Genomic DNA, 13,408 nt, shown 5'->3' with positions numbered 1-13,408 from the left:
TGAGGAAACCACCGTCATCGGGAGAACGCCAGTGGAGTCGAGGTTCCTGTTGCTGTCCGACGTCGCGGCCGAGCTGAACGTCTCGGACTCGCAGGTCTACCACATGGTGCGCAGCGGCGAACTGCCCGCCATCAAGATCGGTGGGCGCGGGCAGTGGCGGGTGGAACGCGCCCGGCTGGAGGAGTACATCCAGCAGAAGTACGCCGAGACGGCGGACTGGGTCCGGCAGAACCCGCTCGCCGACCGCGAGTCCGGGTAACGGCCGTGCCCGGAACCCGGGCACGGCCGAGTTCGCCCACACCGGTCCCTCCGGCGACGCCCGGAATCCGACCCCGATCCCACCGGTTCGACGCGGTGTTGACCGCCGACCCCGTCGCGCTCAGAATGAGCGTGGTCGGAAGCAAACGAAAGCAAACGCAAGATCATCATGGCGAGGTGGTCGGCATGGGGGCAAGGACATCCAACCGAGCCGGTACGACCGTGCGGATGCGGCCGGTGCCGCCACTCGACCCGCCGTTCGAGGACGAGTCACTGCCGTACGCCTGGTGGCGCGAGCCGCCCGACCAGCTCGCGCTGGAGCTGTCCGCCCCGCGCAACCAGCTTCGGGGCAACGCCGCCGGCCCGCGCGCCACTCGGCCGCGCACCGGCCAACCCGGCCGTACCGACCAGACCGGCCAACCCGGCCGCAGCGGCCAACCCGGCCGTACCGGTCGGACCGACCAGACCGGTCGGACCGACCAGGCCGGCCGTAGCAGCCAGCCGGGCCGCAGCAGCCAGGCCGGTCAGAACGACCAGGCCGGTCAGGGCGACCAGGGCGACCAGGCCGGCCACATCGGGCAGCCCACCGTCCCGTCGGGCGCCAGCCCCGAGGCACGGCAGGCGGCGCGCCGATTTCTCGGTTCCTGCCTGGAGACCTTCGACGGGCACCGGCCCATCGGCCACCTCCAGCAGCTCTGCGACCCCGAGCCCGACCTACGCCTCGTCACCCGGGTCACCGCGGCCACCCGGCGGCTGGCGCAGCCCGCCGGCACGAGCGGCCGGCGGACCCAGCCGCTGCGGATCCGCGTCGTGCGGATCGCCGAACCGGCCACCGGAGTCGCCGAGGTCGCCGCGGTGGTCGGACGTGGGGACCGTAGCTGGGCCCTGGCGGTACGCCTCGAACGGCGCGCCGGCCGATGGCTCGGCACGGCGCTCGACCTGTTGTAGCCGCCGCCCCCTCGCCCGCCCCCGCGGGAGCCGGGCTGGACCGGGCTGACTGCACCCAACTTCGGCGAAGTCGGGGGGTCCGGGCTGACGGGACGCCCCGACTTCGCCGAAGTTGGGTCGGCGGGAGCCGGGGTCAGCCGGCCGACGGCGCTCCGTGGCACCGCTTGTACTTGCGGCCCGATCCACACGGGCACGGTGCGTTGCGGGACGGGCCGTTGCTGGCCGCCGCCGTACCGGACGGCGCGGGCTGGGCGGCAGCCCGCCGGGTGGTGGGCGGCGGCGTCGCGGGCTGGCCGAGGCCGAGCGCCGGTGCCTGCGGCTGCGGTTCCGCCCGCCGGATGCCCGCTCCGCCCGGACCACCGGCCGGCGCCTCCGCGCCGTCGAGGGTCGGCGCCGAGTATTGCAGGCCCTGGCTGCGCGGCGCCCGGTTCAGGCCCTTGGCCCGGATCTCCACCGGCTGTTCGAGGAGCTTGACCTCCTCGGTCGGCGCCGCCTCCGGCTCCTCGACCTGGACCTCCAGGTTGTAGAGGAACCCGACGGTCTCCTCCTTGATCCCGTCCATCATGGTGGCGAACATGTCGAAGCCCTCGCGCTGGTACTCCACCACCGGGTCGCGCTGCGCGTAGGCCCGCAGGCTGATGCCCTCCTGGAGGTAGTCCATCTCGTACAGGTGCTCCCGCCACTTGCGGTCGATCACCTGGAGCAGGACCATGCGCTCCAGTTGGCGCATCGCGTCGCTGCCGAGATCCTCCTCGCGCCGCTCGTACGCCGCGTGCGCGTCCTCCTTGAGCCGCTCCAGCAGGAAGTCGGCGTCCACGCTGTTGCGCTCGCCGCCGGCCTCCTCCTCGACCTCCTCGACCGTGACGCCGACCGGGTACAGCTGCTTGAGGCTGGACCAGAGCTGCTCCAGGTCCCAGTCCTCGGGGTAGCCCTCCGAGGTTGCCCCCCGCACGTACGCCGCGACCACGTCGTCGATCATGCCGGAGATCTGCTCGTGCAGGTCCTCCCCGTCCAGCACCCGCTTGCGCTCGGCGTAGACCACCGTGCGCTGCTTGTTCATGACCTCGTCGTACTTGAGGACGTTCTTGCGGATCTCGGCGTTCTGGCCCTCGATCTGGGCCTGGGCGCTCTTGATCTGGCGGGTGACCATCTTGGACTCGATGGGAACGTCCTCGGGGATGTTGAAGCGCTCCATCACCGCCTCGACGGCGCCGGCCCGGAACCGCCGCATCAGCTCGTCCTGCAACGACAGGTAGAACCGCGACTCGCCGGGGTCGCCCTGCCGGCCCGACCGGCCGCGCAGCTGGTTGTCGATCCGCCGCGACTCGTGCCGCTCGGTGCCCAGCACGTACAGGCCGCCGGCCCCGGTCACCTCCTCGGCCTCGACGTCGCAGGCCTCCTTCCACTTGGGAAGGGCCTCCTCCAGCGCCTTGACATAGTCGTCGCCGTGCTCGGCCGGGTCCAGTCCGCGCTGCCGCAACTCGCTGGCGGCCAGGAACTCGGGGTTGCCGCCGAGCAGGATGTCCGTGCCCCGGCCGGCCATGTTGGTCGCCACCGTGACCGCGCCCTTGCGGCCGGCCTGCGCGACGATCTCGGCCTCCTTGGCGTGGAACTTGGCGTTCAGCACCGAGTGCGGGATGCCGCGGCGGCGCAGCAACTGCGACAGCACCTCGGAGTTCTCCACCGAGACGGTGCCGACCAGCACCGGCTGGCCCAGGTTGTGCCGCTCGGCGATGTCCTCCACCACGGCGTTGAACTTGGCCTTCTCGGTCTTGTAGATCACGTCCGGCCGGTCGTTGCGGACCATCGGCCGGTGGGTCGGGATGGTCACCACGCCGACCTTGTAGACCTTGTTGAACTCGCCGGCCTCGGTCTGCGCGGTACCGGTCATCCCGGAGAGCTTGTTGTAGAGCCGGAAGTAGTTCTGGAGGGTGATCGTGGCAAGGGTCTGGTTCTCCTGCTTGATCTCCACCCCCTCCTTGGCCTCGATGGCCTGGTGCATGCCCTCGTTGTACCGGCGGCCGTGCAGGATGCGGCCGGTGAACTCGTCGACGATCAGGACCTCGCCGTCGTTGACGATGTAGTCCTTGTCCCGCTTGTACAGCTCCTTGGCCTTGATGGCGTTGTTGAGGTAGCCCACCAGCGGGGTGTTCACCGACTCGTACAGGTTGTCGATGCCGAGCCGGTCCTCGATCTTGGCGACGCCACGCTCGCTGATCGCCACCGTGCGCTTGGAGTAGTCGACCTCGTAGTCGCCCTCGCCGTCCTTGCCCGACTCAAGACGGGCGACCACCCGGGCGAACTCGGTGTACCAGCGCGCCGAGTGCTCGGCCGGACCGGAGATGATCAGCGGCGTCCGGGCCTCGTCGATGAGGATCGAGTCCACCTCGTCGACCACCGCGAAGTTGTGGCCCCGCTGCACCAGGTCGTCGGCGGACCAGGCCATGTTGTCGCGCAGGTAGTCGAAGCCGAACTCGTTGTTCGTGCCGTAGGTGATGTCGCACTCGTACGCGGCCCGGTGCTCTGCCGCGGGCCGGTTGGGCAGGATCACCCCGACGGTGAGGCCGAGGAACTCGTGCACCCGGCCCATCCACTCGGCGTCCCGCTGTGCCAGGTAGTCGTTGACCGTGACCACGTGCACGCCCTCGCCGGAGAGCGCGTTGAGATAGACCGCCATCACCGAGGTGAGGGTCTTGCCCTCACCGGTCTTCATCTCGGCGATGTTGCCGAAGTGCAGCGCCGCGCCGCCCATCACCTGTACGTCGTACGGACGCTGGCCCAGCACCCGGGAGGCCGCCTCGCGGGTCACCGCGAACGCCTCGGGCAGCAGGTCGTCGAGGGTCTCCCCCTCGGCCAGCCGTGCCCGGAACTGGTCGGTCATGTCCCGCAACTCGGCGTCGGTCAGATCGACGTAGTCGTCCTCGATCGAGTTGACGGCAGCCGCGATGGCCTTGAGCCGGCGCAACATGCGGCCCTCGCCGGCGCGAAGGACCTTTTCCAGAATCGACACGGATCAGCGCTCCCTAGAGTCTCTGCCAAACCATCGTAGGCGCTCGGGCGGGGCGCCCGTCAGCCGCGCCGGTCGGTCGATAGGGAGGAAAGGGGTATTTCCTCTCGATCGGGCGGTCAAGATCGTGGCGTGCGTTACGCCCAGCGCGAATTGCGGCCGGACCGGCCCGCCGGGCCGCCCCGGGAAGGGCCGCGGGAAGGGCCGCCGCCCCGGGAAGAGCCGCCCCGGGAAGAGCCGCCCGCCGGGGCTCAAGGGGCAGCCCGGCCCCGCGTCGGTCAGGATGGCCGGATGGAGCCCTCGACAATCTCCGAGGCCGGCCTGACGCTTACCGGCTGGCGAGCCGCCGACGCCGCGGACGTCCTGCGGGCCTGCCGGGACCCGGACATCCAGCGCTGGACGACCGTGCCGTCGCCGTACCGGGCCGAGCACGCGCACGACTTCGTCACCGCGGCGGCGCCGCGGGCCTGGGCCACCGGGACCGCCGCGCCGTTCGCGGTCCGCGACACCGGTACGGGCGAACTGCTCGGCTCCTGCGGGCTGGTGACCATCGACCGGCGGGAGCGGTCCGCCGAGATCGGCTACTGGACGGCGCCGTGGGCACGGGGCCGGGGTGTGGCGACCCGCGCCGCCCGGGCCGTGGCCCGGTGGGCCCTCACCGACCTGGCGCTGCGCCGGCTGGTCTGGCAGGCGGAGCTGGGCAACCACGCCTCGCGGCTGGTGGCGCTGCGGGCCGGCTTCCGGGTGGAGGGCCGGCTCCGGCTCGCCGCGCCACATCCGCGGGGCACGCAGGAGGGCTGGGTGGGCACGCTGCTGCCGGGCGAGGTGCCGCCCGCCGACGCGCCCGCGGACGGCGGCGCCGGTCCGTACGGTCCCGGCTCGCTGGCCGCCCGGCGGGCCGCGGTCTTCGGCCGCCCGCAGCCCGAGCTGTTCGCCGGTACGCCCGGAAGTGACCTCCGGCTGCGCCCGCCGGCCGACCACGACCTCGACCTCATGGTGGCGTCCTGCCGGGATCCGGAGATCGTCCGCTGGACCAGCGTGCCCGATCCGTACCGGCGCGACGACGCCGAGGACTTCGTCCGGTACTGCGCCGCGGCGTGGCTGGCCGGCACCGGCGCGTACTACGTGGTGGCCGACCCGGGGGACCGCTACCTGGGCGCGGTGGACCTGCGGATCCATCCGAGCGACCCGCTGGTGGCCGCCGTCGGCTTCATGATCGCCCCCGAGGTGCGCGGGCGGGGGTACCTGTCGGCCGCGCTCGCCGCCCTGGCCACCTGGGGCTTCACCTCGCTCGGCCTGGCCCGGATCGAATGGCAGGCACAGGTCGGCAACGTGGCGTCGCGGCGCGCGGCCGAGAAGGTCGGATTCCGGTTCGAGGGCACGCTGCGGGCGGCGTTGACGCACCGGGGACGCCGGGTCGACGGGTGGACCGGCGCGCTGCTGCCGGAGGACCTACTGCGCTGACCGGCGCGGGCCGGCTCGAACCGGGCGGGCGCCACCGGCGCGTCACACCGGGCGGGTCACACCGAGCAGGTCACACCGGGCGGGCGCGCATCGGCGATCCCGCGAGCCGGGCCGGGATCCGTACCCGGCCGGTCCGACCGGGACCCCGCCCGGCCGGACCCGCGGGATCGCCGCGCAGCGCCGCCTACGCCGCCTACGCCGCCTACGCCGCCTACGCCGCCTACGCCGCCTACGCCGCCAGGGCGATGATCCCGTAGTCGTAGCCCTTGCGCCGGTAGACGACCTTCGGCCGGCCCGAGTCCTTGTCCAGGAACAGGTAGAAGTCGTGGCCGACCAGTTCCATGTTGTGCAGGGCGTCGTCGACCGTCATCGGCTCGGCCGGGTGCAGCTTCTCCCGGGCGATGTGCCACGGCTGGTCGTCGTATTCCTCCACGTCGTAGTCGTACCCGGGATCCGCCTCAAGGGTGGCGGTGGCCACCGCGGCGCCCGAGCCGGCGGCGTCCCGAGCGGCGCCGGTGCGGCTCGCACCGTTCAGGCTGGCACCGTCCATGCCGGCCGGTGCCGGCTCGGCGTGGTCGGCCACCCGCAGGCCGGCCGTGGCCGCCGCGACCGAGACGGGCGCGCGCCGGCCGCGGTGGACCCGCCGCCGGTCGGCGGCCCGGCGCAACCGGGCGTCGAGCTTGGCGATCGCGCAGTCCAGCGCGGCGTAGAAGTCCTTGGCACACGCCTCGGCGCGCACCACGGGGCCGCGGGAAACGCAGGTGATTTCCACGCGCTGGCAGTTGTCCGACTGTCGCGGATTCCGTTCGTGAAACAGTTCGACGTCGACCCGGATGAGCTTGTGGTCGTACCGTTCGACCTTGGCAAGCTTCTCGGCTACGTGCGTCCGGTAGTGCTCCGGCACTTCGACGTTACGACCCTTGACCACGATGTCCACGATGACCTCCAGACGTGCGGACGGTCTGCAATAAACAGATCCGGTCGCCCGAAGACCCCCTGGGCTTCACGTTCGGCGGCGACCGGTGGTGTGCGGTAGCGCCTCCTCCCAGCACCGGGGATGCGGATTGCCCCGTCCTACCCCGGTAGAAATGACGCTAACCCCTGTTCGCTCCCCCGTCACCCCCGGTTGCCAAGACCCTTTCGAGAACTTTCACGGCAGAAGCACGATAGAGTGAATTGGGCGTCACTCAAGGTGATCAGCGATTCCGGCGGGCGGTTGCCGCGAGCACCGCGGCGGCGTCGACGGACACGCCGTGACCGGCCAGAATCTCGGCCATCGCGGCGATCGTCGAGCCGGTGGTGACGATGTCGTCGACCACCAGGACCAGCCGACCGCTCGCTACTCTGCGTATCTGGTTGACGCCGATCCGACGGATCCGGAAGGCCGCTGCGGCGGCCGCGGCCCGTCCCGCCGCGTCCAACCCGGCCGAGTCCGGACGGGGCAGCGCCCGCACCGGCCGCAGCGCGGTCACCGGCCAGCCGGCGGCGACCAGGCGGCGCCGCGCCGACCGGACGATCCGGTCCAGGTGGTCGCCGTGCCGGGCGCGGACCGCCCGGGCCGTACTCGGCACCGGCACCAGCAACGTCGGGCGCGGCGTCCCGACCGCGGCCGCGACCACCTCGGCCAGCAGCGCGCCCAGCGGCCGGCCGAGGCCGTGCCGGCCCCGTTCCTTGTACGCCAGCAGCGCCTCGCGCAGCACGCCGGCGTACTCGCCGAGGGCCGTGCACGGCGGCAGGCCGGGCGGCGCGGGCGTGGGCCGCACCGGTCGGGGACGCAACCCGTCCAGCTCGGCGGCGCAGCCTGCGCAGACCCCCGACCGCAGCGGCGCCCCCTCGGCCCGGCAGCCCGCGCAGGCGGTCGGCAGGAGCAGGTCGACCAGCCCGGACAGCAGTGGATCCGTGCGCACCCCGATCCCCCGTCCGGCCGCCGAAACGCTGGTCAGTAGAGGAAGAACGGTGCCCGCGGCACGGCGCCCTCGACCTCGCCGCCCACCACGTCGGCGGTCGGGATGCGCACGTTGCTGGAGAACCGGTTCGCCCAGCCCTGTCCGTCCACCTCGTACATGTACCGGCTCACCAGCGACTGGATCATCGGGTTGTCCGGGTAGCCGGACAACCGGGTGATGGTGGAGCCCGCGGTGAACTGCTGGCTGGTGAGCGCGCCGTCGATCGACAACTGGTCGACCACCCCGGCCTGCCCGGCCCGGGTGCCGGCCACCATCAGGTCCCGCTCGCTGACCCAGTCGAGCGCGGTCGGCGAACCCAGCGTGATGGGCACCTGCCGGGCGTCGCCGAGGGTCACCGTGCCGCCGTCGATGGACAGCGGCACCACGTACACCTGGTCGCCCGCGACCACGGCCAGCCGGCGGCCGTCCAGCGCGGCGGCGACGGCCTTCACCGCGCCGCTGGTCGCGGGGACCCGGATGGCGGTGAGCTGGGCGCCGCCGTCGAACCGGTAGAGCTGGCCGGCGGCCACCACGAACCCGGTGGGGTGCTGCGGATCCAGTCCCTTCAACCAGACCGGCTGACCCATCGAGGCGTACGAGTCCTTGCTGGTGTGGGTCAGCTCGACCTCGCCCTGGCCCAGCCCGGTGAGCAGCCGGTACCGGCCGCCGGACCCGGTGACCAGGGCGACCGCGACCCTGCCGCCGCTGCGCAGCATGCCGGCGGAGTCCACGTCCCGGTTCTGCTCCGGGTGGATCGGCACCGCCGACAGCGCCTGCTCGGCGGGGGCGCCCACGAGCGCCCGGACCTGGCCGTCGTAGACGCAGAACCGCTGCTCGTGCCCGGTCAGCGCGTAGAGCGGAGCCTGCCGGCGGGCGTCCTCGGCCACCACCGGCGGGCGGCTGGAGTTGCGCAGCCGCAACTCGAACCGGGGCGCGTTGACGTCCCGCATCGACCACGCCAACTGGGTCTCCAGCCGCTCGAACTGGCCGTCCCGGGCGTCGGCCCCGGTGGAGGCGGAGACGTTGATGCTGAGCAGGCCGTCGGTCTCGGCCACGTTGCCGGTCAGCCGCAGCCCGTCGGGCAGCGGCTGGGTGGCCGGCCGCAGCCAGGCCGCCGGCCCGTCGTTCAGCCAGCCGGCCACCTCGGTCGCCCACCGCTCGCGGGGCACCGCCAGCGGCAGGTAACGCTGGTCCGGCACCAGGACCGCACCGTCGGTGCTCCAGAAGTAGACGATCCAGGACCGGTAGAAGTCCTTCAGCGCCTCGGTGCTCATCAGCAGGCCGGCCTGCTGGTTCGCGATCTCCAGTCGGCCGGCCTCGGGCCGGCTCGGCTCGTCCGGGGCGATCCGCACCACGTCGAAGGTGTACGAGGTGGGCGCCCCGGCCGGCGGCGGCGCGAGCGTCCCGTCGGCGTTCAGCACGCCCACCGGCTTCACCGGCACCCGTACCCGGGCGGAGCCGTTCTCGGCGCTCTGCACGTCCGTGAACGCGGTCGCGGTCGGTTGGACGATGGTGATCTGTACGTCGCCGGACGGCTTGCGCTGCAGCCGCGCGCTGTTGCTGAGGTAGGCGTTGACCCGGTCGTACGCGCCGTCGGCCTCCCCCGCGGGTGCCTGGAGGAAGTTCTTCACGAACTGCGCGGGCTCGGTGGTCTCGCCCGGGGCCGGCGGCTCCCGGCCGTCACCGCCGGCCGAGCCGGTGAACGGCGACGGCCCGCGGCCGTCCACCCGTACCGCCGTGCTTTTCGGGATGCCGCAGCCGGCCAGGCCGGCGCCGAGCGACAGCACGGCGGCCAGCACCACCAGCAGGGTCAGCCGGCGGCGCGGCGGCCCGCCGCGGAGGACGGCCGGCGCGGCGGTACGGCGCCGGCTCATGATCGCACCTGCGCCGGGTCCGCGTCCGGCGTCGGATCGGCATCCGGCAGCGGCTCCCCGGCCGGGCCGATCGCCAGCGCGCCGCCGGCGCCCGGGCCGATCGCCAGCCGCTGGCTGAACACCGCCGGGGCGGCCAGCTCGACGTCCGACGGCACCAGCCGCAACGGCGAGGAGGTGAGCCGGTCACCGGCCCGGGCCGGCAGGGTGAACCGGAACTGGGCGCCCTGGCCCGGCGCGCCCCACGCCTCCAGCCAGCCGCCGTGCAGCCGGGCGTCCTCCAGGCTGATCGACAGGCCGAGCCCGGTGCCGCCGGTCTGCCGGGCGCGGGACGGATCGGCGCGCCAGAACCGGTTGAAGACCAGCTTCTCCTCGCCGGGCTTGAGGCCCACCCCGCGGTCCCGCACGGTCACCGCGACGGCCGTGTCGTCAGCGCCGAGCACCACGTCCACCGGCCGGCCCTCGCCGTGCTCGACCGCGTTGCCCACCAGGTTGCGCAGCACCCGCTCGACCCGCCGCGGATCCACCTCGGCGATCACCGGCGCGTCCGGCAGGGTCAGCCGGACCGGCACGCCGACCCGCTCGGCCAGCCCGGCCAGCTGGTCGACCACCCGGCGCACGATCGGGGCCAGGTCGGTGGGTTCGACGTCGAGCATGGCGAACCCGGCGTCGAACCGGCTGATCTCCAGCAGGTCGGTCAGCAGGCTCTCGAAGCGGTCCAGCTCGGCCTGGAGCAGCTCGGCGCTGCGCGCGACGGCGGGATCGAACTCGTCCCGCTCCGCGAAGATCAGGTCCGCGGCCATCCGTACGGTGGTCAGCGGGGTACGCAGTTCGTGCGACACGTCCGAGGTGAACCGGCGCTGCAACCGGGACATCTCCTCCAGCCGGACGATCTGCCGTTGCAGGTTGGTGGCCATCTGGTTGAACGACGCGGCCAGCAGCGCGAGGTCGTCCTCGCCGTTGACGGCCATCCGCTGATCGAGCAGTCCCGCCGACAGCCGCTGGGCCGTCCGGGCCGCGACCCGCACCGGCGTCACCACCAGCCGGGTGACCAGCGCCGCCAGCAGGCCCAGCAGCAGCACCAGGGCCGCGCCGGTGGCCAGCACCGTGGTCCGGGCCTGGCCGGCGATCTCGTCCTGCCGGGTCAGCGGCACGAAGTAGTAGAGCTCGACCTGCCCGAACCGGGTCGGCACCGGGGACCCGTAGATCAGGTACTTGGTCGGCGTGCCCCCGCCCAGCGTGCCGGTGCGGATCTGCGAGGCCACGTTGCCGGCGTCGACGCTGTGCTGCAACTCCGGGCTGAGCATCGGGCGGAAGTCCACCTGCGGGGAGGTCTGCGCCTCGATGAAGCTCGGGAACGAGTCCCCGGTCATCACCACGACCACGCCGCCCACCTGCTCCGGGTCGCCGCCGGCCAGGTAGGTGACGGTGGCCGCGATGGTGTCCCGCAGCTTCGGCTCGTACGGCTGGACGTGGATGCTGATCTGCTCGGTGGCGTACGTGCGGCCGTTGGAGAGCCGGTCCCGGACGTCCGCCGTGGCGTTGTCCAGCAGGATGTTGGTGATCTTGTCGGCCACCAGGTAGGCGAAGCCGCCCACCAGCAGGCTGGAGGCGACCAGGGTGATGGTCACCACCCGCAGTTGCAGCGACCGCCGCCAGGTCCGCCGCAGCTGGGCCGCCAGCAGCAGGCCGCGGCGCACCGTACCGTGCCGGAAGTCCCGTACGCCCGCCCCCGCTCGGGCGGTCGTCGGCGTCACGGTGGTGGCGGGCCTGGTCACAGTGCGTCCAAGGCTATCCGGTGCCGGCCTTGTATCCCACGCCCCGCACGGTCAGGATGATCTCCGGACGCTCCGGGTCCGGTTCGATCTTGGCCCGCAGCCGCTGGACGTGCACGTTGACCAGCCGGGTGTCGGCCGCGTGCCGGTAGCCCCAGACCTGTTCGAGCAGCACCTCCCGGGTGAACACCTGCCGCGGCTTGCGGGCGAGCGCGACCAGCAGGTCGAACTCCAGCGGGGTCAGCTTGACCTCCTCGCCGTTGCGGCTCACCGTGTGCGCCGGCACGTCGATGGTGATCTGGTTGCCGGGCGGCCCGATGGCCAGCATCTCCGGCGCGGCGTCCTCGCCCCGGCGCAGCCGGGCGCGCATCCGGGCGACCAGTTCCTTGGGCTTGAACGGCTTGACCACGTAGTCGTCGGCGCCCGACTCCAGCCCGAGCACCACGTCCACGGTGTCGCTCTTGGCCGTCAGCATCACGATCGGCACCCCGGACTCGGCCCGGATCGACCGGGCCACGTCGATGCCGCTCATGCCCGGCAGCATCAGGTCGAGCAGCACGATATCCGGCCGACCCTCCCGGAACGCGGCAAGGGCGCGCTCACCGTCTGCCACGAACGAGGGTAGGAAACCCTCACTGCGCAGCACGATGCCGAGCATCTCCGCCAGTGCGGGATCATCGTCGACCACCAGGACCCGGGCTCTCATGGCACCAATATTTGCATCCCGCCCGCCGAACCTGCTGACCCGCTCCACCGTGGCATCCCGGCCGGCCTGCCCGAAGGCGGCCGCCCCCGTGGCAACCGGGGGCGAATGTCGGCTTTGTCCCAGCACCGGGCCGGGCGTGTCCGGTCGCGACGGATCAGGCGAAAAGGCCGGAGCCGAGGAAGTCTCCGGCGTCGCGCACCCCGGGCGGGCAGGCGAAGACCGCGCTGGACACGTGGCGGACGTACTCGTTCATGGCGTCGTCGCGGGACAGCCGGGTCTGCACGGGTACGAACTGCCGCCGCGGATCCCGCTGGTAGGCCATGAAGAACAGGCCGGCGTCCAGCCGTCCCAGCCCGTCCGACCCGTCCACGAAGTTGTAGCCGCGGCGCAGCAGCCGGGCGCCGCCGTTGAGGTCCGGGTGCGCCAGCCGGACGTGCGAGTCCGCCGGGATCAGCGGCTGGCCGTCCTCGCCGGTGGCGTCGAAGTCCGGCTCGTCGAACTCGCCGGCCCGGCCGATCGGCGCGCCGACGCCCTTGGTCCGGCCGATCACCGCCTCCTGCTCGGCCAGCGCACTGCGGTCCCAGGTCTCGACGGTCATCCGGATCTTCCGGGTGACCAGGTACGAGCCGCCGGCCATCCAGTCCGGCCCGTCGCCCGGCTGCACCCAGAGCTGCTCCCGGAGCAGGCCGGTGTCCTCGGCCTTCAGGTTCGCGGTGCCGTCCTTGAAGCCGAACAGGTTGCGCGGCGTGGACTGCCCGCGGGAGGTCGAGGAGGTCCGGCCGAAGCCGAGCTGGGACCAGCGCACCCCCACCACGCCCATCCCGATACGGGCCAGGTTGCGGATCGCGTGCACCGCCACCTGCGGATCGTTGGCGCAGGCCTGGATGCACAGGTCGCCGCCGGAGATCTCCGGCCGCAGCGCGTCACCGGCGAACCGGGGCAGGTCGGCCAGCGCCGGCGGGCGCCGGGCGGCCAGCCCGAAGCGGTCCCGCCCGGCGTCGTCGCGGAACAGCCCCGGGCCGAACCCGACGGTCACGGTCAGCTCGGACGGCGGCAGGCCCAACGCCTCGCCGGTGTCGTCCGGCGGCGCCTGCGGGATCCCGTTCACCGCGCCGATCGCGCCGGCGTCCCGCCCGGCGGTCATCCGGGCCGCCGCCGCGGTCCACTGCCGCAGCAGGTCCGCCAGCCGCTCCCGGTCCCTGGTCAGCACGTCGAACGCGACGAAGTGCAGCCGGTCCTGGGCCGGGGTGACGATGCCGGCCTGGTGCTCGCCGTAGAACGGCACGGCGCCGGTCGCCGCGTCGGTCGACGGCTGGGCGTGGGTGGCGGCGTAGGCCAGCGCGCCGGCCCCGCCGGCGACCCCGGCCACGCCGGCCGCACCGGCACCGGCCAGTGCCATCGCCCGACGCCGGGAAATCCCGCGATCACCCACG

The 13,408-nt window shown here is 73.0% G+C and carries 10 protein-coding genes; 3 read left to right on the top strand and 7 right to left on the bottom strand.

Features of this window, described 5'->3' with window-relative positions:
* Positions 1-31 precede the first annotated feature (31 nt).
* The gene (locus tag CIK06_RS05330) at positions 32-259 is read left to right on the top strand and encodes an AlpA family transcriptional regulator (protein WP_095563888.1); all 228 of its coding nucleotides are present in this window, start codon (positions 32-34) and stop codon (positions 257-259) included.
* A 185-nt stretch (positions 260-444) separates the two neighbouring features.
* Positions 445-1,206, top strand: a complete 762-nt coding sequence (locus CIK06_RS05325; RefSeq protein ID WP_157756605.1) for an Rv3235 family protein — start codon at positions 445-447, stop codon at positions 1,204-1,206.
* Between the two features lie 133 nt (positions 1,207-1,339).
* Here the strand turns inward: CIK06_RS05325 and secA are convergent, their stop codons facing one another.
* A complete protein-coding gene (gene secA, locus CIK06_RS05320; RefSeq protein WP_095563886.1) occupies positions 1,340-4,216 on the bottom strand; it encodes a preprotein translocase subunit SecA in 2,877 nt (958 codons plus the stop codon).
* A gap of 288 nt (positions 4,217-4,504) precedes the next feature.
* Between secA and CIK06_RS05315 the strand changes: the two genes are divergently transcribed.
* Positions 4,505-5,677: a GNAT family N-acetyltransferase gene (locus CIK06_RS05315; protein WP_095563885.1), complete on the top strand. Its 1,173-nt coding sequence runs from the start codon at positions 4,505-4,507 to the stop codon at positions 5,675-5,677.
* A gap of 229 nt (positions 5,678-5,906) precedes the next feature.
* Here the strand turns inward: CIK06_RS05315 and hpf are convergent, their stop codons facing one another.
* The 6 genes from hpf to efeB form a co-directional block, all read right to left on the bottom strand.
* On the bottom strand, positions 5,907-6,614 hold the full coding sequence (gene hpf / locus CIK06_RS05310) for a ribosome hibernation-promoting factor, HPF/YfiA family (protein ID WP_095563884.1): 708 nt from the start codon (positions 6,612-6,614) through the stop codon (positions 5,907-5,909).
* 259 nt (positions 6,615-6,873) lie between these two features.
* Positions 6,874-7,584, bottom strand: coding sequence for a ComF family protein (locus tag CIK06_RS05305; RefSeq protein ID WP_095563883.1), 711 nt, complete (start codon positions 7,582-7,584; stop codon positions 6,874-6,876).
* A 32-nt stretch (positions 7,585-7,616) separates the two neighbouring features.
* A complete protein-coding gene (locus CIK06_RS05300; protein ID WP_095563882.1) occupies positions 7,617-9,497 on the bottom strand; it encodes an LpqB family beta-propeller domain-containing protein in 1,881 nt (626 codons plus the stop codon).
* The gene (gene mtrB / locus CIK06_RS05295) at positions 9,494-11,272 is read right to left on the bottom strand and encodes an MtrAB system histidine kinase MtrB (protein WP_198348105.1); all 1,779 of its coding nucleotides are present in this window, start codon (positions 11,270-11,272) and stop codon (positions 9,494-9,496) included. The genes CIK06_RS05300 and mtrB overlap by 4 nt, the downstream gene beginning before the upstream one ends.
* A gap of 13 nt (positions 11,273-11,285) precedes the next feature.
* Positions 11,286-11,975, bottom strand: a complete 690-nt coding sequence (mtrA, locus tag CIK06_RS05290; protein WP_095563881.1) for an MtrAB system response regulator MtrA — start codon at positions 11,973-11,975, stop codon at positions 11,286-11,288.
* 154 nt (positions 11,976-12,129) lie between these two features.
* Positions 12,130-13,374 (bottom strand): iron uptake transporter deferrochelatase/peroxidase subunit, encoded by a 1,245-nt coding sequence (gene efeB, locus CIK06_RS05285; RefSeq protein WP_232534246.1) that lies wholly within the window; start codon positions 13,372-13,374, stop codon positions 12,130-12,132.
* Positions 13,375-13,408: the final 34 nt, after the last annotated feature.

The organism is Plantactinospora sp. KBS50, from assembly GCF_002285795.1.
GTDB lineage: Bacteria > Actinomycetota > Actinomycetes > Mycobacteriales > Micromonosporaceae > KBS50.
The sequence above is the reverse complement of the archived record's forward strand: the minus strand, read 5'-3'. Positions and strand labels throughout refer to the sequence as shown.